The organism is Spirosoma oryzae (assembly GCF_003002825.1).
GTDB lineage: Bacteria > Bacteroidota > Bacteroidia > Cytophagales > Spirosomataceae > Spirosoma > Spirosoma oryzae.
The window spans coordinates 1-19,280 of the sequence record NZ_PVTE01000018.1 but is presented as its reverse complement, the minus strand read 5'-3'; the positions used below and the strand labels follow the sequence as shown (position 1 = coordinate 19,280).

General features: G+C 54.2%; 13 protein-coding genes. 5 read left to right on the top strand and 8 right to left on the bottom strand.

What is annotated here, in order from left to right:
• Positions 1-3: 3 nt before the first annotated feature.
• The 4 genes from CLV58_RS19140 to CLV58_RS19125 all read right to left on the bottom strand — a co-directional run bounded on the left by CLV58_RS19140 (position 4) and on the right by CLV58_RS19125 (position 3,746).
• Positions 4-777, bottom strand: a complete 774-nt coding sequence (locus tag CLV58_RS19140; protein ID WP_106139436.1) for an ion transporter — start codon at positions 775-777, stop codon at positions 4-6.
• A 17-nt stretch (positions 778-794) separates the two neighbouring features.
• Positions 795-1,598 carry a hypothetical protein gene (locus tag CLV58_RS19135; protein WP_245882387.1) on the bottom strand — a complete coding sequence of 268 codons (804 nt, stop codon included), beginning with the start codon at positions 1,596-1,598 and terminating at the stop codon, positions 795-797.
• Between the two features lie 85 nt (positions 1,599-1,683).
• On the bottom strand, positions 1,684-3,036 hold the full coding sequence (locus CLV58_RS19130) for a carbohydrate porin (protein ID WP_106139435.1): 1,353 nt from the start codon (positions 3,034-3,036) through the stop codon (positions 1,684-1,686).
• 29 nt (positions 3,037-3,065) lie between these two features.
• Positions 3,066-3,746 carry a response regulator transcription factor gene (locus tag CLV58_RS19125; protein WP_106139434.1) on the bottom strand — a complete coding sequence of 227 codons (681 nt, stop codon included), beginning with the start codon at positions 3,744-3,746 and terminating at the stop codon, positions 3,066-3,068.
• A 730-nt stretch (positions 3,747-4,476) separates the two neighbouring features.
• Between CLV58_RS19125 and CLV58_RS19120 the strand changes: the two genes are divergently transcribed.
• Entirely contained in the window at positions 4,477-5,736 is a 1,260-nt protein-coding gene (locus tag CLV58_RS19120) for a response regulator (protein WP_106139433.1), read from the top strand.
• 75 nt (positions 5,737-5,811) lie between these two features.
• On the opposite strand, the gene CLV58_RS19115 is transcribed toward CLV58_RS19120, so the two are convergent.
• From CLV58_RS19115 to CLV58_RS19105, 3 genes are all read right to left on the bottom strand, one after another.
• Entirely contained in the window at positions 5,812-6,501 is a 690-nt protein-coding gene (locus tag CLV58_RS19115; RefSeq protein WP_106139432.1) for a LytR/AlgR family response regulator transcription factor, read from the bottom strand.
• Positions 6,498-9,326 (bottom strand): PAS domain-containing hybrid sensor histidine kinase/response regulator, encoded by a 2,829-nt coding sequence (locus CLV58_RS19110; RefSeq protein WP_106139431.1) that lies wholly within the window; start codon positions 9,324-9,326, stop codon positions 6,498-6,500. The genes CLV58_RS19115 and CLV58_RS19110 overlap by 4 nt, the downstream gene beginning before the upstream one ends.
• Positions 9,327-9,743: 417 nt before the next feature.
• Positions 9,744-12,425: a sodium-translocating pyrophosphatase gene (locus tag CLV58_RS19105; protein WP_106139430.1), complete on the bottom strand. Its 2,682-nt coding sequence runs from the start codon at positions 12,423-12,425 to the stop codon at positions 9,744-9,746.
• 209 nt (positions 12,426-12,634) lie between these two features.
• Here CLV58_RS19105 and CLV58_RS19100 point away from each other — a divergent pair, with 209 nt between their 5' ends.
• A complete protein-coding gene (locus CLV58_RS19100; protein ID WP_106139515.1) occupies positions 12,635-15,166 on the top strand; it encodes a PIG-L family deacetylase in 2,532 nt (843 codons plus the stop codon).
• A gap of 149 nt (positions 15,167-15,315) precedes the next feature.
• Positions 15,316-15,900, top strand: coding sequence for a Uma2 family endonuclease (locus tag CLV58_RS19095; RefSeq protein WP_106139429.1), 585 nt, complete (start codon positions 15,316-15,318; stop codon positions 15,898-15,900).
• Positions 15,901-16,011: 111 nt separating this feature from the next.
• On the opposite strand, the gene nudK is transcribed toward CLV58_RS19095, so the two are convergent.
• Positions 16,012-16,593: a GDP-mannose pyrophosphatase NudK gene (gene nudK / locus CLV58_RS19090; protein ID WP_106139428.1), complete on the bottom strand. Its 582-nt coding sequence runs from the start codon at positions 16,591-16,593 to the stop codon at positions 16,012-16,014.
• 51 nt (positions 16,594-16,644) lie between these two features.
• On the opposite strand from nudK, the gene CLV58_RS19085 reads away from it, so the two are divergent.
• Together CLV58_RS19085 and CLV58_RS19080 are read left to right on the top strand one after the other, a co-directional pair.
• Entirely contained in the window at positions 16,645-17,394 is a 750-nt protein-coding gene (locus CLV58_RS19085) for a DeoR/GlpR family DNA-binding transcription regulator (RefSeq protein WP_106139514.1), read from the top strand.
• Between the two features lie 473 nt (positions 17,395-17,867).
• Positions 17,868-18,998 (top strand): OmpA family protein, encoded by a 1,131-nt coding sequence (locus CLV58_RS19080; protein WP_170108741.1) that lies wholly within the window; start codon positions 17,868-17,870, stop codon positions 18,996-18,998.
• The last annotated feature ends 282 nt before the right edge of the window (positions 18,999-19,280 follow it).

Sequence of the window (19,280 nt, the reverse complement as noted above, 5' to 3'; positions counted from 1 at the left end):
GAGTCAATTGGTATCAGGTGCTTTACCAGTCGGCGAACCTGTTTGCCGTTGCTCCAGTTGTTCGATTTTTTCGCGCAGCTGCCGCACTTCCTGAATCAGCAACTGTAGGTCATCCTCGTTTTGTTGTTGCTCTTCGCCCACGAAGAAATTAGCAACAAAGCCGGTAAACGTACCAAACAGCCCGACCCCGGCTACCATCAGCACAGCGGCTACCAGTCGACCGGCGTCCGTTACCGGATAGCGATCGCCATACCCAACGGTCGTGATCGTCACGAACGCCCACCAGAGCGCATCCGCAAATGTCTTGATATTGGCGTCGGGCACTCGCTCGATGTAGAACATGGCAATTGCCCCGCAGAACATCAGCAGCACCGAACTGATTAGGACAATGGCCAGCGTACCGTTGGCCCGGTGTCGGAAACGAAAGGTCAGGTAGTCGCGAGCCGTTCGGAAAACACGTACCAACCGCAGTATCCGCACGATCCGGACGAGCTGCCCCAGCCGCAGCCAGCCGACCGCCGGAATACTGGCCAGCAGATCGATCCAGGCCCAGCGCATAAACCGCCATTTGTCGGGTGCCCGCGAAAGCCGCAAGCCAAAATCGTACAGGAAATACAGACAGATAACCATGTCGATCCGGTCGAGCAATAGCTGTGTCTGTTTCGACAAGGACAGTAGTTCCCGAATCAGCAAGGCCACGATCACGTAAACCGATAGCACAAGCATGATAACCTGATGCCGGGTCAGATGGGGGCGGGGTGGTGGAGACTCGGGCATCGGTATACCAGTTGTTACTACTTCATCGGCACCCCGGTCGGCTGCTTTTCAGTACGGGGGCGCGGTGGGTGCACAGGCGAAATACGGTCTTTATGCCGAATAAATCGCCAAAAATCCGTCGCCAGGGCCGGATAAATCGTAGCCCCAACGCTGTAATACGAGCCGTTGAAGTTCTGGTCGATCGCGGTTTGAAAGACCGACACCCGGTACCCAATCTGTACGCTAAGACCTACCCAGCGTGTCGCCTTCCACTGTGCATAAGCCCCCGCCTGCACCGGTACAAAGAAGTCGCGTCGGGTGCGGTTAATGGGCTGATCCTGCCGCAGATCGCGCGGTATGGCATAGGCGACTCCCCCCCCCACTTCAACGGGTACGCTGACCATCCAGCGTCGATCGTTGATGATGTTCCGCCAGTACAGCAGGCTGACAAACCACATATCGGTCCGGGTGTAGTAGCCCAGATTGATCCGCCGGGCCGCATCACGTCGCCAGTCGATTAGTTTGAGATAGGTCGCGTAGCTAATCCAGTAATACCCCAGTGTAAGCTGGTGCTTTTTCAGTCCAAATTCGATACCAGCGTTGATGCCCCACACGTTAACATGCTGTTTTTCAAGGAATGAGTCGCGAAAGTCAAGATTGAACGCAGGTGCCAGATACGCCTTGAGCCGACGAGTGGTATCCGTTTTTAGTGTATCGAACGGCGGTGCAGCCGTATAAGGCAACGCAGCCGCATCAGCCAGCCGAGTGGCCGATACGGCTGTTGCCGAGTCAGCAATGAAGCCCGGCAGAAAAGAGCTTAGCCAGGTCAATAACAGGATCATGTGATAGCAAACCACAAAACAGGCCGCTCGGTTGGCGCGCCGATGCCCGACCCATCCAGCGGCCTGTCGACAGGCGGCTCAGCCATTAAAATTCGACGTGCGTACGCAGCGCAAACAGGTTGACCGGCCCCCGATCGCCGTTGTAACCGGGGTTCTGCACAAACTGGTAGTTGAGCGTCAGGTACAACGTGCGGGCGATACGGGCGCTATAGTACGCTTCCCAACTGTTCTCCGTTCGGTAATTGGGCAAGCTGCCATCGCCCAGCATAAACCCGATCCCACCCGCGTTGAGGAAGGCCCGGTGATCGGGGGAAATGCCATTGACCGCGACGGACAAGCCGATCCCGTCGTTGGGCCGACGCCAGCGCCGACCACCGATCAACCCGCCCACCGTCAGGCTGCGATCGATTTCGGTAAAGGCCCAGGTTGCCGTACGTCCGTCGTTCCAGCTTAGTCGGGCAAACAAACCACCCGTTTCGCCAAGGGGTTGCTCCATGTTCACCCCAAATCCGTACTTGACGCCACCGTATTGATCGCCGGTAAGCACGAACGGCGGGTCGCCAACGGAACCCGTTTGCAACAGCCGCTGCGTCGCCAGCGCATATGCCGGTGCTTTAGTAACGTTTCGGAAGCCCAGCACCCGTACTGTACCAGGGTACTTCAGCAGCGTATACTGCTTCTCCAGTTCGACGGTCAACGCACCCGACTGGCGAATGTTCCAGTCGAGCACGTTCCCATTGGCAGTTTTAGGCATCAGGTTAGCGGCCGCCCGGATAGCGTAGGTTGGTCGAATGTATTCGAGGGCCAGCCCCCACGTATAGCCCCGCGTGTTCGCCGGATAATCCCAGGCCCCGAGACTCATCAGCGACCAGTTGAGAAACTGCGTACGCGGGTCGTGCGCGTATCGGTTATTGTCGAACATGTCCGCCACCGAAAACTTACCCGCCGTCACGACAACCCGCGATGCCGGCACCACACCTTTTACCTGGTTAGCCCCCGATTCAACCTCGACTCCGTCGGAATTGTCGAGCGGAAAAATCTGCTCCAGGTACACCCGGGCGATATAGAGCGCGGGGCGGGCGCTGCCGATCCGGAATGTTTCGCCATTGGGGAAACCGGCAATACCGACGGCCGGTGCGTACAGACTCTCGTCGTAGGGCGACTGACTGTCGCGATGCCCTACCCCACGACCACCGGCGATTTCCGGGTTAATAAACAAGCCGGCCCCTTTCCAGAGTCGGCGTCCGAGAAACAAGGTTGTCGTGACGGAGAGTGCCGTATCAGATTGCGGACTCAGCGTATTCCGGCCGTCGTAACCGTCCCCGTGAAACCCGGCATGGCCCTGCACAATCGTCGTAAACTGATAATGCAGACTCCACTTTTGCAGCGAATCGAGGTAGTTGTTATTGTTGTCCTGCTGCGCCCGTGCCGTACTCATCGTGAGTACACCGCATAGCCAGATCAGCCCTACAAACTGGTACTGAGCAGGTATCCGACGCCCATGGCGGTCTGGATGAGTTTCTGATCGAAGCCGTGATCGATTTTTTTGCGTAGAAAATTGATGTATACCTCTACTTTGTTTGTTTTTACGTCTTTGCTGCAATCCCATACTTTTTCTAGAATCTGCGTTTTCGTGACAACACGACCCGCATTCTCAACCAGGAACGAAAGTAATTGAAACTCCCGAGCAGTCAATCGAATTCGTTTATTAGCCCGGTAAGCTACTTTTTCGGCTACGTTGAGTTCAAGATTAGCGACGCTGATTACCGTGGGCGCGTGCAAGCCCCCCGTACGCCGGCGATTCAGCGCGTAGATGCGAGCCAGCAACTCGTCGGGCTCACCGGGCCGTTCCATATAGTCATCGGCGCCAGCATACAGGCCACGCGCTTTGTCGGCTGCCGACGTCAGTGCCGACAGCATCAGCACCGGCGTAATGTCGCCCTCCTGCCGCAGACGCTGTACCAATTCAAACCCATTGAGATCGGGCAGTTCGGCCCCCAGCAACAACAGGTCGTAGCGTGCATGCAGCGCGGATGCGATGCCAGTCCAGCCTGTAGTGGCGGTTTCAACTTTATACGCCGGCCGGTTCAATACAGCTTGTAAAAAAGCCCGGTAAGCAGGATCGTGTTCAATAAGTAGAATCTTCATGGGGCCACTGCAGATTTCCGTCCGTATTGTCTGAATTAGCATTCATGGCGGCTGGTGGCAAAAGTGTGGCGAAGGTCTTAAATTGGCTTTAAAGGCTAATTAAATTACAATGAGAGGTTTTGTGATAACATTACTAAAAAATGAGCCACCAGCCTGTTACATTTTGATATAAAATTCTAACAATCAGCTTATTATATACAACTTTTCAATTAATGACTCTTTAATATAGTTTATTTCCATACCCCATCTACGTCCTGATACAGTCCGGCTATTAACACTATACTGCCAGACTATATCAGGACACAAACGGGTTGCAGCGCTTTTCCGCCCCGCACTGCTCGTAAAACAGGCGTCTTTATGCAAGCGAGCGGTGCCGATTTTTGTGAAAGAAGAGGAAGATTCGAACTAAAGTTAAGCACGCCACCCAGTATCGCTCGATATACAGTGACCAACGGTAGAATTTTGTGTATAAACTAAGATAATGGCTTCGTACTAACAGTTGGAACGATCATTGCTACGATATATCAGTTTAATCAGGCCTGTCCTATACAGCCAGGCGGCAGGCGTCTTTACCTAAAAACCTTGTAAAGACGCCATTCATCGAAATTTCCGATTTGGCACGCGATCGGGCAGGAGATTTGTCTTCTGAAACGTGATTACTCACCCTTGCCCGTGTGGTAGCCATACCACTCATCGGTGCATTGCTTATGGCTTCCTGCCCACTTCATCCATGAATGATTTTTTGCATCCTCTCCTTCAACAGCAGATCAGTCGCTACCTACCGGTTGACTATCAGGAAAAAGCCGACATCAACCGGTTTATTGAGGAAGTAAACAAATCGTGCTATTCGCCACTGGCAACCCCTGTACCGCCCCAGTCGAGTACCAATGACGAGTCTGCCTTTCTGTCGATCATCAATCACGAGATTCGGACCCCGCTGAATGCCATCGTCGGCTTACTCGATATGATGCAGCAGGAAGGTCCCCCGCCGGCCTGGCAGGACTACTGTCAGCAACTGCGCGCATCAGTCGACAGTATGGAACTGGCGTTCACCAACATACTGGACTATCGGCACATCCGTATCGGGCAGCTCAACCTGAATATGGCCCCCCTACTGCCCCGGCAGTTGCTCGGTAACGTTCTGAAAACCAATCAAAGTAAGCTAAAGGGGTTCGACGTTAGTCTGGGACTTTCGATCGCCGATACGGTACCAGTCGTTGTGCAGGGCGATCAGGCCCGGCTGTCGCAGATTATCAATAATGTGCTGATGATTGCGGGTACGATCGTTCGCTGTGGACTGATCACGCTTCGGGTAGATCACCAGTACACCCCCACCGGTGATGGTTTCATCACCTTTACGTTCGACCTGCCCTGCGATGATCCTGTTCGGCAGGTGATGTTGCAGAAAGCCGTTTTACCGGCCGAAAAAGCCACACAGGAACCCACTGACGGGCTGGTCCTGGCTATGCTGGTCACGAAACGGCTACTTGGCCTGTATGGCAGCTCGATTCAGGTCAGTCGTCAGTCGGCGCAGTCGATGACGCTGTGCTTTGCGATTCCAACCTTCGACACTGCCCGGCCCACCGTCCCACCCGTTCAGCCAAACGAGCAATCGCTGCTGGGAATGCGGGTGCTGATGGTCGAAGATTATCCGATCAACGTGCGTATCGCCAGCCGGTTTCTGGAACGGTGGCAGGTTGCCGTCGACGTAGCCGAGAACGGGCAAATCGCGCTCGACAAGTATACTGCCGGTCAGTACGATCTGATTTTGATGGATATTCAGATGCCCGTGCTGGATGGCTTGCAGGCAACGCGGGCGATTCGGCTCAACGACAACCAGATTCCCATCGTAGCCCTGACAGCGTCGGCCACGCCAACCGATCAGGCCAACGCCTACGCGGCCGGCATGAATTCATTCCTGACCAAGCCGTTCAACGCCGACGATTTGTTTCGGACCCTGCTTCGCTACGGTCGTCCGGTGACGGCCTGATTCGTCGGCTCCGGATACGAAAACGGCTGACACGCTCGTGCCAGCCGCCCCATACATCGACAAGAACCTACCGTCTTACAGCAGATTGAGTCGGTTCATCAGTTCGGGTTTATTAGCCCGGCTGATGGGAATGACTTTATTGGCGACAACCAAGTTATTTTCTTCAATATCTACGATCCGATCGAGGTGAACGATAAAGGATCGGTGCACACGCAGAAACGCACTCCCCAGTTTCTCTTCCAGGTACTTCATCGTTGCGTGGACGACGTGCGCCTGCGTTTTCGTGACGATTTTCACGTAGTCGCCGACGTTCTCTACGTACATGATCTCGCTGTAGGGAAGACGGATGTAGCGGCCGTCCGTTTTGATATAAATTTCCTGACGCTCCGGCGACGCGCTTGTTTTTCGGCTGGCCAGTTCGAGTACTTTCCCCACAGCCATGTTGAACCGGGGCATGGTAATCGGCTTTTGCAGATAGTCGGTTACCTGATACTGAAAAGCGTTGAAGGCGTATTCCGTCTTGGTCGTCGTCATGACCACCTGCGGCATAGCCGTCAGGTTTTCCAGCAGATCGAAGCCCGACAGGCCCGGCATTTCCACGTCGAGCCAGATCAGATCGACGGATTCAGTTGTCAGGAAAGCCAGCGCATCTTCGGCATTTTCGAATGTTTTCAATAGTTCCAGCGACTCATTCTGCTCGCACAGCCGCTGGAGCGACTTTCGCGCCATCACTTCGTCGTCGACTATGATACACTGTTGCTTCATACACTTAGTCTGGCTAACTCCTGTTTTACAATAGGTACGCTTTGCTCTAGTTCGGCCTGTACGCTGGTCCACTGCGCCTGGAGCTCGTCCTGATCGGGATTTTCGTTGGCCTGCTTCTCGATTGCATGCAATTTTTTCTCCAATGTCGTTAGCCCAACCATGCCTAAGGTCGGTTTTAGTTTGTGCGCCAGCTTACCGAGTGCCGACCAGTCCTGTTCAAGAATCAGATTCTGAATCTGGGCGAAGTCGGGTAGTACATCAGACAGGAATACGGCAAACATGTCAGCCGCATAGGCCTGGTCGGAGCCGTAAATTTCATTGAGCCGGTGCTGATCCAGCTCGGGTGCCGCGATTGACAGTGACTCTGCTGGGGCAGCGGCCGCGCGCGTATGCGTATGTCGTTGAATGGTTTCTAACAAGCTGTTTGGTGAAAAAGGCTTCGTCACAAAGTCGTCCATACCGGCCCAACTGGCCTTGGTTTTCTGGTCGGTCATGGCCGAAGCCGTTAGCGCGACGATGGGCGTCTGCTGGTTGACATTCTGGGTGTTGCGGATTGTAATCGTCGCTTCGTACCCATCCATTACGGGCATCTGAATATCCATCAGAATCAGGTCGAAGTGCTGCTGCTGCGCCATTTCGACGGCTCGTTTTCCGTCCGATGCGATCACAAACGGTATAGCCCATTTGTCAAGCAGGCTGCTAATATACTTCTGATTCATGATATTATCTTCGGCAACCAGCAAGCGGCAGGCCGTCAGGTCAGCCGGTATGGGTTGAATCTGGCGCGGGTTGACCAGCAATGTTTCGTCCGATCGCTGGAATGGTAAAGTCACGGTGAATGTCGTTCCACTACCTTCTTTACTGCTGACCGTAATACGCCCCCCCTGGAGGCTAACCAGCTGATGCGTAATGGCCAGACCCAGCCCGGTACCTTTCTCTTTGTGGCCGTTGGCGTTTACCTGCCGGAATTTCTGGAAGATCAGATCGATTTTTTCTTCGGGGATACCGATGCCCGTGTCGCGCACCGAAAACTCAATCCAGGATACATCACCTTCTTCCTTCTGGAGTCGAACGCGTACGTCGATGCAACCTTCTTCCGTAAACTTATCGGCGTTACCGATCAGGTTGAGCAGTATCTGATTGAGCAGCAGTTCGTCGCCAACATAGCTTCCGCCGATTTGCGCGTCGATCATCATCTCCAATTCGATGGGGCGCTGCTCAAGTTTGATCTGAAACACCCGCTGAATGGTCCGCAACAGGCCCACCAGGTCGAATGGTTGCTTGTGTACGTCGATCCGGCCCGCTTCGATCTTGGCCATATCCAGCAGATCAGAGATCAGGCTGTAGAGGAAATCGGCCGACGTTTTCAGAATTTCTAGGTATTCCAGTTGCTGCCGGTTCGGGCGCGTGTCGAACAGCAGGTGCGCCATCCCGATGATCGCGTTGAGGGGCGTGCGAATTTCATGGCTCATATTGGCCAGAAACTGTTTTTCGGCCTGCCGCGCTTCTTCGGCAGCAGCCTGCGCCTGCCCCAGCTCCTGTTCCAGCACCTTGCGCTGGGTAATGTCGTAATGCACCGCTATGGTGCCGACAATCTGACTATGCTCGTTTAGTTGTGGTACTTCACTGACGATAACCCAGATTCGGCTTCCATCCCGACGGATTAGCTGGCATTCGCCGTATTGCTGCCCCCCCGGTTGTATCGACGCATCGACGGTACCATCGGGAACCAATAGTTCGCTGATTGGTCGCCCGATCAGTTCCTCTTCGCTGTACCCGACCATCGCACAGAACCGGTCGAAGGCCCGCTGGATAATGCGCTCCCGGTTCAGTTCGATCAACCCCAGATCCATGTCGTTTAGAATCCGGCGGTACTTCTCCTCATTTTTGCGGGTGGCTTCCCGGGCCAGAAACTGCTCCGTCACATCACCGTATTTCCAGAGATGACCCTCGTAGCGACCTTCCTGCACGATTGGAATGAAATCCCGTTGCAGCACCCGCCCATCGGCAAAATACAGCGTCTGATCGAGTACGGTCTCCTGCCGGGCCAGAATCGCCAGCGTATCCCGTTCGAACTCGTCGGGGTCAACGAACTGGCGTTTCATGTGGCGAACAAGCTGGGCCGAATCCACGTCGATCATCTCTTCCGGCGCAAACGGAATACTGAACAGGTCGCAGAACAGCTGGTTGGCCAGCGTAATCTGTCGGTTGCCATCTTCTACCAGCACGCCTTTCTGTAGGTTGATGATCAAACTTGCCAGTCGGCTTTGCGTGGCCCGTAGTGTTTCGCGCACGTCCCGCTCACTCGTCATGTCGCGGGCTACGGCAACCAGTTCGGCTCCAGACGTCGTGTTGATCCGACGAACAGTCTGCCCGATCCAGACCGTTTGCCCGGTTTTGGTCAACACGGGAAATTCGATGTATGTATTATCCTGCCCCGTGTCCAGCATGTGCTGGTAAAACTCAATGACCGCTGTGCGGAAGTCGGGGCGGATAAGCCGGATGAAATGCTGACCGATGATTTCGCTGACGAGATAGCCGAGTTTCACCTCGATCATGGGGTTCATGAACGTAAAGTAGCCCTCCGGCGAAATCCGGTAAATGATATCCTGCACCGAATCGATTAGCTCTCGGTAACGGGCGTCTGTCTCCTTTAATTCGGTTACCCCCTGCTCGACCTGCTGCGCCAGATTTTCGTTGAGATACTGAAGCTGCTGATTGGCGCTGTACAGTTCCCACGCTTTGTCTTCCAGCACACGCTCAGCCTGTTGCCGGGCTTTCTGTTCCCGATTGAGTCGTCGTTTAAGCAGGTCAAAATTTTCCATTTCGTAGCATTCAGCATACTGATCCCGTCGTCGTTCCTAGTAGACTACACGCCCAGAGGCTGTGTACTTGCTCGATGTAACTTGCCGGAATCCACTTGATTTAAAGACGATTAACCTGTATATCCGCAGAAGACACAACAAAAATAGCGCCCATTTACACTATTTCGCCTAAATAGAAAACACAATGTATACCACCAATAAAGCAATGACTATAAATTACGTGTATCGTTTTTATAGAGCCAAAAGGTATGTTACAACCTTTTGGCTCATCGATCAATGAATTGGCTTACGAATGAGCCAACGGTATAAGTTGGATAAGTGCCGGTACAGACGAGGTAACGACCATAATGTAACGAACTAGGGTCCGTTGGCTGAAAAAATTTCAGCCAACGGACCCTAGTTAACAGAACCGCTGCTTTACTTTTTCGTCACCCGAATGGCAATGCGTCGGTTCCGGCTCCGGCCTGCTTCGGTATCGTTACTGGCAACCGGATGGGCCGGTCCGTAGCCTTCAGCCGCCAGTCGACCGTTGCCAATACCCATTTTTTCCAGTTCAGCCCGCACCGACTCAGCCCGGTCCTGCGACAGTTTCAGATTGGCTTCGGGACTACCCGTGTTGTCGGTATACCCGCCTAGCTTGACCGTCACGGCCGGATACGCTTTCAGGATCTCGGCAATGTTTGTCAACTGCTCCTGCGAACTGGCCTGCAACGTCGCTTTACCCGTATCGAACGTAAGCCGGTCGAAGTCAAACCAGGTTTCTTTGTCGACCGGCTGATCGCTCTTAATGAACGCTAGCAGTTTACGTTCAATCCCATTGTCGGGAATGGTTAGCTCGGTTCCGCTCGTAAGCTTTTCAGGCCGAAACGTGCCCAGCGATGCATTGGGCGTACTAACGGCCTGGTTGTCGGCTGCGGTCGATTTGTCGAGGGGTACACTGGTTCCGGCGGCCTCCTCACCCGTATGGGCATACCCCGGCTGCTCCGATGGCTGAATGGCGATGTACGGCGCAATGACGAGCGAGACAATGGACATCAGTTTGATCAGGATGTTCATCGACGGACCGGAGGTATCCTTGAACGGATCGCCCACGGTATCGCCCGTCACCGATGCCTTGTGTGGTTCCGACTTTTTGTAAAACATCTCGCCGTTGATGAGTACGCCCTTCTCGAACGACTTTTTAGCGTTGTCCCAGGCCCCACCGGCGTTGTTCTGAAAGATACCCATCAACACGCCCGAAACAGTAACGCCCGCCAGCAAACCGCCCAGCACTTCAGGACCAAAGATGAACCCGACGATCACGGGTACCGACAGGGCGATGGCACCCGGCAGCACCATTTCCCGGATCGATGCCTGCGTCGAAATGGCGACACATTTTTCGTATTCGGGTTTGCCGGTGCCTTCCATGATACCCGGAATCTCGCGAAACTGCCGCCGTACTTCTTCGACCATGCTCATAGCCGCCCGCCCCACGGCCGCAATCGCCAGCGAGGAAAAAATAAACGGAATCATGGCTCCTACGAACAGGCCAGACAGGACATCGGCTTTGTAAATGTCGATGGACGAAATACCCGAGATACCGACAAAGGCAGCGAACAAAGCCAAGGCTGTCAGTGCGGCCGATGCGATCGCAAACCCTTTCCCGGTAGCGGCTGTGGTGTTGCCTACCGCATCCAGCACATCGGTCCGGCCCCGTACTTCTTCGGGCAGATAACTCATTTCGGCAATACCACCGGCATTGTCGGCAATCGGGCCAAAAGCATCGATGGCCAGTTGCATGGCGGTCGTCGCCATCATGCCAGCCGCCGAAATTGCTACGCCGTACAGACCAGCGAAATGGTAGGACGTAAAAATACCAGCAGCCAGCACCAGAATCGGTAATACCGTCGACTCCATCCCGACCGACAGCCCCCCGATGATGTTGGTGGCGGCCCCCGTCGCCGACTGCCGGATGATCGACAACACCGGCCGACGGCCCATCGCCGTGTAGTATTCCGTGATGGTCGACATCAGCGCACCGACGATCAATCCCGTAACGATCGCGTAGAACACGTCCATGCGCGTGAAGACGATACCCCGGATTTCCATGGTATCGGCGGGCAGGTACGCATTGACCAGAAAGTAAGACGCGATCAGGGTCATGATAATCGACGCCCAGTTCCCGAGGTTCAAGGCCCCCTGTACGTTACCATTATCGTCTTTGACCCGCACGAAATACGTCGCGATGATGGAGAAGATCAGACCAAGCCCGGCAATGACCATCGGTAGCACGATCGGCGCGTGACCGGTAATATTGTCGGCGGCAGGAATACGGATTTCACGTCCCAGCACCATCGTGGCCAGAATCGTCGCCACGTAGGAGCCAAACAAATCGGCCCCCATTCCGGCCACGTCGCCGACGTTATCGCCCACGTTGTCGGCAATCGTCGCGGGATTACGCGGATCGTCTTCGGGAATACCGGCTTCCACTTTCCCGACGAGGTCAGCACCGACGTCGGCCGCTTTGGTATAGATACCGCCCCCGACCCGCGCAAACAAGGCAATCGATTCGGCCCCGAGCGAGAAGCCGGCCAGCACTTCAAGCGCCTTTTCCATAGGCAGGCCATTTACGTCGCCGTCGGCACCTACGTACAGATTGTACAGCACGATAAACAAACTACCGAGTCCCAGCACCGCGATACCGGCCACGCCGATTCCCATGACCGACCCACCCGTAAACGAGACGTTCAGCGCCCGGGTCAGGCTGGTGCGGGCTGCGTGCGCCGTGCGGACGTTAGCCTTCGTAGCAATGTTCATCCCGATATACCCCGCCAGAGCTGACAGGAACGCACCGAGCAGAAACGATCCCCCGATGATCGCGCTGGAGTTGGGTACCAGACTACCCATGTACCCCAGCACGATGGCGACGATGATACCAAAATAGGTAAGCACCCGCCATTCGGCTTTGAGGAAGGCGATAGCCCCGTCGGCAATGTACCCGGCAATCTCCTGCATACGCTCGTCACCGGCATCTTGCTTTGACACCCACATAAACTTGGTGAACATCACCAACAGGCCCACCAGGCCCAGCACAGGCACTAAATAGATACTGTAATTCATGCGATTAAGTCTAGGAATGAACTGAAAGGACTACACACAAATATAGATTTTCACCTTTCACCACATGGTACATAGCCTAGTTATTATTGACTTTTTTTACTATATTTTTCGCATTTATCCGGAAAAAGCGGGTGTCACGAAATTCGTGGCGTCAATGAGCGGCATCGGCTATCTTTGCTGAGTTGCTGACACCCAAAATTCACCCCGCTGTGCGTTGTACTACCCGCCTTCTTACCGCTGTTTTCGCGCTTTTCGTTACCTTCTCTACCCTGGCTCAGGTTCCGTACGGTCCCGTTCGGCAGAAGCCACCGGGCGAGATTCTGTCGGACCTGAAAAAGCTTAACGTGCTTGGTTCCGTCTTGTACGTGGCTGCCCATCCCGACGACGAAAACACGCTACTGCTGGCCTACATGGCCAAGGAACGGCTCGTCCGGACGGCTTACTTGTCGCTGACGCGGGGCGATGGCGGGCAGAACCTAATTGGCTCGGAACAGGGCGAGAACATTGGTGTTATTCGTACGCAGGAACTGCTGGCGGCCCGGCGCGTCGACGGCCCCGATCAGTACTTTAGCCGGGCCTATGATTTCGGCTTTTCCAAATCGACAAACGAAGCGGTGCGGACCTGGGGGCAGGATAAAGTGCTGGCCGACGTGGTCTGGATGATCCGGCAGCGGCAACCCGACGTCATCATCACCCGCTTCCCGCCCGATCCCCGCGCCGGGCATGGTCACCACAGTGCGTCGGGTTTTCTGGCCGAAGAAGCTTTCAAACAGGCAGGCGACCCGACCAAGTTTCCCGAGCAACTAGCCTACGTGAAACCCTGGCAGGCCAAGCGTATTTTGTGGAACGTCTTTATTCCGAACGCGTTTCAAAGCAGCAAGCGCCCCGATGAAGCGGGCAATCTGATCGGTATCGAAACGGGCCTGTATAACCCGCTGCTGGGCCGGTCGTACGGTGAGATTGCCGCCGAAAGCCGGAGTCAGCACAAAAGTCAGGGCTTCGGCGTACCGGCGTCCCGCAGCCCCCGCATGGATTATCTGCTGCTGAAAGGGGGTGACCCGGCCGAGAAAGACCCGTTCGACGGTGTCGACCTAAGCTGGAAACGAGTACCCAACAGCGGCCCCGTACAGACGCTGGTCAGTCAGGTTATCAGCAGCTACCAACCCGCCCAGCCTGCCGCGTCGGTCCCCGCGCTGGTCCGCCTGTATCAGGCAATCAGCAAACTCGACACGACTAACCTGTACGTGCGCAGCAAACGGCAGGATGTGCAGAATCTCATTCAACAGTGCCTGGGTATGTGGCTCGAAACCAATCCGACTACCTACGCGGCTACCCCCGGCGAAACGGTCACGCTGAACACGAACCTGATCAGTCGCTCCGACATACCGGGCGAAAAAGCGCCTGTAACCCTGGTGAGCATGCGTTACTCGACCGGTAAGGACAGCACGCTGAATCTGGCGCTGAAGCCCAACGATCAGGTAGTGCTGTCGACACGGGTGACGATTCCGAAGTCGATGGCCATTTCCCAGCCGTACTGGCTCGTCAAACCCATTGACAAAGGCTTATTTCAGGTCGACAATCAGCAACTGATCGGTCTGCCCGAAAACCCACCGGCGCTGACGACCAGCTTCACCGTCGATATTGCCGGGCAACGGTTTGTCTACACGCGCCCGGTCGTGTTCAAATCAGCCGATCCGGTCGATGGCGAGGTTTACCGGCCGTTTATCATTCAGCCGGACGTTATGGCGAATCTCACGGAGCGCGTCTTTACGTTCGCCGACAACAGTCCTAAAACGGCTGAAGTCGTGCTGATTGCGGGGCGGGCCAATGTATCGGGTACCCTCAAGCTGACGGCTCCGGCCGGCTGGCGCATCGAACCGGCCTCCCAGCCGTTCTCAATCACGGCCAAGGGTGACGAGCAACGGCTGTCGTTCCAACTGACGCCCCTCGCCGACGCCCAGAACGGGCAGCTACAGGCGGAGATGACCACCAATGACGGTACGTTTACCTCCGGCCTGCGGGTGATTGCCTACAAACACATTCCGACGCAAACGCTGTTTCCGCCCGCGACGGCCAAGCTGGTCAAACTCAACGTGACGGTAACGGCAAAAAACATCGGCTACATTGTCGGTGCGGGCGATGAAGTACCGGCGGCTCTGCAACAGATGGGCTGTCGCGTGACGTTACTCGGCGCTGCCGATCTCAGCCGCAACCTGTCGACCTACGACGCTATCGTCACCGGGGTTCGCGCTTACAACACCAACGATTGGCTGGCGCGCTACCAACCGAATCTGATGAATTATGTAAAGAACGGCGGGACGCTGATCGTGCAGTATGTGACGCCCCCCAGCGGCTTCCTCCGCAGCGAACCCGCCCTGCCGCAGCTTGGTCCCTACCCGTTCTCGATCAGCCGCGAACGAGTAACGGAGGAAGACGCAAAGATGACGTTTGTCGACCCCAACCACCCGCTGTTAAATAAGCCGAATAAAATTACGGACGCCGACTTCAACGGCTGGATTCAGGAGCGCGGCATCTACTTCGCACAGGACTGGGACAAAGCCTATCAGCCGATTTTCTCCGCCCACGATACGGGTGAAGCCGCCAAGGAAGGCAGCCTCATCTACGCGACCTACGGCAAAGGATGTTTCATGTATACGGGCCTTGTTTTCTTCCGCGAATTACCCGCCGGCGTTCCGGGAGCCTACCGCCTGTTCGCCAATATGATCTCCGCCGGGAAGTAGTTTTTTCAGCACTAGCCGCACAGCGTACACAGAGAAAAACCTTTGTGTACGCTGTGCGGCTAGTGCTGAAATCTTTATTTTATGTAGCTTCACAACAGACGATTCGCCGGTAGCACAACCTATCTATCCTGTAATCGAGGCAGCTAATAATGGTAACTACAGAAAAGACATATACGCTCAACGACTATCTGCTCCGGGAATCCCGGTCCAGATACAAACACGAGTTCTATAACGGCAAAATTATTCGCATGGCCGGTGCCAAAGCCCGACACAATCAGATTGCGGCAAACCTGATCGGTTCGCTTAAGTACGCGTTGCGGCCGCTTCCGCGTAAATTCATCGTATACAACAGCGATCAGAAAATTTATATTGAGTCAGAAAACGTCGGCGTGTATCCTGATGCGCTGGTTGTCTGCGAAGAACCGCAATTCTGGCAGAGCCGGGAAGACTTGATTGTCAATCCCCTTCTGGTTATCGAAGTATTATCACGTAGCACTGCGTCATTTGATCGGTCCGGTAAATTTCTGCTCTACGAACAGCTCCCTTCCTTTCAGGAGTACGTGCTGGTCGAACAAAATTACCCACGCGTCGAATCGTGGTTTCGTACCACCGAACATAGCTGGGACAAAACGGTACAGACGACAATTGACAACGCCATTGAACTTCGGTCAGCCGGGGTGTCGTTACCGTTAGCCGAAATTTACGAGCACGTCCGTTTTTCCCCGCTACAGTAGCCCGCTTACGTAGCGCTCGCGCCAGCCGATAGCGTTATTCAAAGAGACTATTGTTCCAGAGCCAACTCCACAAATACCCTCTGCGTTCTCCGTGACTCTGTGTTGAGAAAGTCAATTCATCAGTTGCCGCAGTTGCAGGTATTGCAGCAGCATGATCGTTTTTCCGTCCATGATCTCACCGGTTCTGACGAGGGTCATAGCCTGCGTCAGCGGCATCTCCAGAATGTCGATTTCCTCATCATCGACGCCACCGCCCAGCAATCGTTCGGTATCCGCCGAGTATTCGGCCAGGTAGAAAAACAGCTTTTCGGTCACCGACCCCGGACTCATATACGCTTCCATTATTTTCTCGACCGACCGGATACGAAAGCCGGTTTCTTCTTCGGTTTCCCGCCGGATCGCGTCGTCGGGATGGTCATCGTCGAGTAGGCCGGCGCAGGCTTCGATGAGCATGCCCGATGGGTTCCCGTTGACATAAGTCGGTAGACGGAACTGCCGGGTCAGGATCACCGTACCGGTTTGCGGGTTATGCAGCAGAATTGTCGCGCCGTTACCCCGGTCGTACGCTTCCCGCTGTTGCGTCGTCCATTGTCCATCACGCCCTAAGTAGTCATAGGTATATCGGCGCAGGACATACCAGTTGTCAGACAGCAGTTTGTTTTCCGTGATGTTCACCCGATCACCAATCACCATGTTCTTTTTTGTTTATTTTTGATTATTTTTGTTCAAATCAACAGCATTTATATGAATTTCCAACAGCGGAAGCAGCTTATTTTGCAAACGGTCGATGAAAAGGGGGCCGTTGACGTACCGGAACTAGCGGAATTGCTGCAAACATCGGCCATGACTGTCCGCCGGGATCTGGTACAACTGGCGGCTGCGGGGTTGATCTACCGTACCCATGGCGGGGCCATGCGGGTACGCGACGCCATGGTAGTACCGTTCGCCAATAAGTCGGCGATGAACGTTGCTCATAAAGAAGCCATTGCCCAACGGGCTGCGCAGGAGATTCTGGACGGTGACGTAATTTTTATGGACTGCGGCAGCACGGTAGCCCACCTGTGCCCATTCATTCGACACAAACGCATCACGGTCATTACCAACTCGCTACCGGTTATCAGCGAACTGCTCAACTCATCGGTAACGCTGAATCTGATTGGTGGTGAAGTCGACAAGGAACGACAGGCGATTCACGGCAGTATGGCCGGTGAACACATCGCCCGGTACCATGCCGACCGCGCCTTTATCGGTGTCGACGGTATTTCACTAGCAAATGGCCTGAGCGCGAATGGCGAGCAGGAAGCGCAGTTAACGCTCGCCTTAGCCCGACAGGCCAGCCGGGTTTATCTGCTCTGTGATTCCTCGAAGCTGGAGACTGACAAGTATCTGTTTTTTGCCCCGCTGAGTCTGGTCGACGTATTGATCACCGACGCTCAGATCAACCCTGATTTAGCTGATACGTATCGGCAGGCGGGCATTGATCTGATCTACTGATCGGCTTGTCGACTACTATTTACCCGGAGATCGGTCGGGATGAACAAGTGCACCATGAGTAGCTAGTTACCCAACGATAATAACTGGAGTTGTCTCACATACTCCAACACTCATGTGAACATGAGACTTTGATTCGTGAGATGGCAATTTGAAACGACTATCACCTCAAACGGCTAGTAGTGAAAGCTAGACCGCTAAAATCTCATGAAATGGGCATTTAATAATACAGTAAATTAATAAGGGTAAGTAAGCTGAACGTATTGGATCCTTATACATGCAGGAATGTATTTCCTTGATTACGCTGTGCCAGCCATTACCGTCCAGCAATTATGTTTGCAGCCCTACTATCCTGCCTCTTGTACTTGTCCCCGGCCGCTCCGGCTAAACTCAGTATACCAACTGATACCATCGTTGTCCGAGGATCATGCTGGGACGTGCTTTCGGGAAAGAACGTAATCGCTAGTATCAGTGCGGTGGAAAATGGTCAGAACCGCTTCTTGGGTCAGAGTAATGCCACTGGAGAATTTAGCATTCGGATCACCGATGCCACTAAGGAGCTAGCTTTCCGAGTCAAGGGATACCCGACCACGGTTATTCCAATCAGCAAGAACGCCAGGGTCGATACAAATGCCCGCTTTAGGGTTGATCTGCCCATGATTATGGCCGATTCCCAGCAAGTTCGTCAAGCCTACTTACCTGCTGTCCCGACAAAGCACCGCTCCATCTATTTCCAGACTCAGGATGCGCGTGCGTTCAGGCGCATACCCGCCACGGTTTGCTTCCGCTACGCGTCTTCTGGCCGCACTCAATGCGTAGATATCAGTGCAGATGCGACGCCTACTCTAGCACTGCTGAATGCTACCGAGAAGATCACTTTTGAGGTGCGTGCCAAGGGCTATCAACCGTACTCAGGAACGCTAACCGATGGCCAGACGGACGAGGAACTCTACGTGATCAAACTGTTGATGCCCAACAATGTGCTTGTGGCCTCTTATGAGTTGCCCGCTAATCAGAAACTAGACCATTTCGAATTCCGCCATGTGGCCGATAAAAACTACACCGTTCGGGGTCCTGTTCCACCTCCTACTTTGGGATGGAACACGTTTAAACCTGGCAATACCTATCGTTTCACGGCAACGGGGCAAAATGGCGAAGTTGTCGCTGATGAGCAATTCCGGATGGAGCCCGGCTGGACCTTTGTTCAATTCCATGCCAAGCCGGCGGCAGGGGCTAGGTTGATGAGTATTGATCTGGCCAAGCCAACCTACTTTGATAGTGCCGTCTTATATTTCAATCAGAGTGAGTACGCCCTGGGGGAGGTATCCAAGCGGAAGTTGGACTCTATTTCTTGGCGGATGATCAAGCTACGGCCATTGATGGCTCAGGTAACGGGTCACACAGACAACGTTGGCCCGCGCTCATTGAATCTAACGCTGTCGGAATACCGCACCCGAGTGGTGTCGAATTACTTGCATAAAAAAGGAGTCGATCCGAATCAGCTCGTGACCTGCTGGCAAGGGCCAAACGCACCCGTAGCTTCCAATGATACAGAGCTAAACAAAGCCAAGAACCGGCGGGTTGTGCTCCGTTTTTTCTCCAAATAACTCCTATTGACGGTGCTTGGTCAGTGCCTGTTTTACCTGCCTTTAGGGGAAGGCCAGCTTCATTAGCACAAGGATCCGTAATCCTTGTTTATCTATTCTTTTGAAAACGCTCCCACCCAAGACAAAGAGAAATACTCTTATTTTTTATCTGGGCGTTTTTACTATCCTTTACTAGTTAGTAATTGCTATATGTACTTTGCAACAAGCCGCTTATCTTAGCCATTGGGCGATTGGCCCTTCGCGCCTGCTGTTCTTCTGTGGGCTGGCCTCATGCATGCGCTT

What these genes read in the sequence shown, in the direction of transcription:
- CLV58_RS19095 (WP_106139429.1), top strand. Translation starts at nt 15,316, where the DNA reads ATGGTAACTACAGAAAAGACATATACGCTCAACGACTATCTGCTCCGG.
- CLV58_RS19085 (WP_106139514.1), top strand. Translation starts at nt 16,645, where the DNA reads ATGAATTTCCAACAGCGGAAGCAGCTTATTTTGCAAACGGTCGATGAA.
- CLV58_RS19105 (WP_106139430.1), bottom strand. Translation starts at nt 12,425, where the DNA reads ATGAATTACAGTATCTATTTAGTGCCTGTGCTGGGCCTGGTGGGCCTG.
- nudK (WP_106139428.1), bottom strand. Translation starts at nt 16,593, where the DNA reads ATGGTGATTGGTGATCGGGTGAACATCACGGAAAACAAACTGCTGTCT.
- CLV58_RS19130 (WP_106139435.1), bottom strand. Translation starts at nt 3,036, where the DNA reads ATGAGTACGGCACGGGCGCAGCAGGACAACAATAACAACTACCTCGAT.
- CLV58_RS19115 (WP_106139432.1), bottom strand. Translation starts at nt 6,501, where the DNA reads ATGAAGCAACAGTGTATCATAGTCGACGACGAAGTGATGGCGCGAAAG.
- CLV58_RS19140 (WP_106139436.1), bottom strand. Translation starts at nt 777, where the DNA reads ATGCCCGAGTCTCCACCACCCCGCCCCCATCTGACCCGGCATCAGGTT.
- CLV58_RS19120 (WP_106139433.1), top strand. Translation starts at nt 4,477, where the DNA reads ATGAATGATTTTTTGCATCCTCTCCTTCAACAGCAGATCAGTCGCTAC.
- CLV58_RS19110 (WP_106139431.1), bottom strand. Translation starts at nt 9,326, where the DNA reads ATGGAAAATTTTGACCTGCTTAAACGACGACTCAATCGGGAACAGAAA.
- CLV58_RS19125 (WP_106139434.1), bottom strand. Translation starts at nt 3,746, where the DNA reads ATGAAGATTCTACTTATTGAACACGATCCTGCTTACCGGGCTTTTTTA.
- CLV58_RS19135 (WP_245882387.1), bottom strand. Translation starts at nt 1,598, where the DNA reads ATGATCCTGTTATTGACCTGGCTAAGCTCTTTTCTGCCGGGCTTCATT.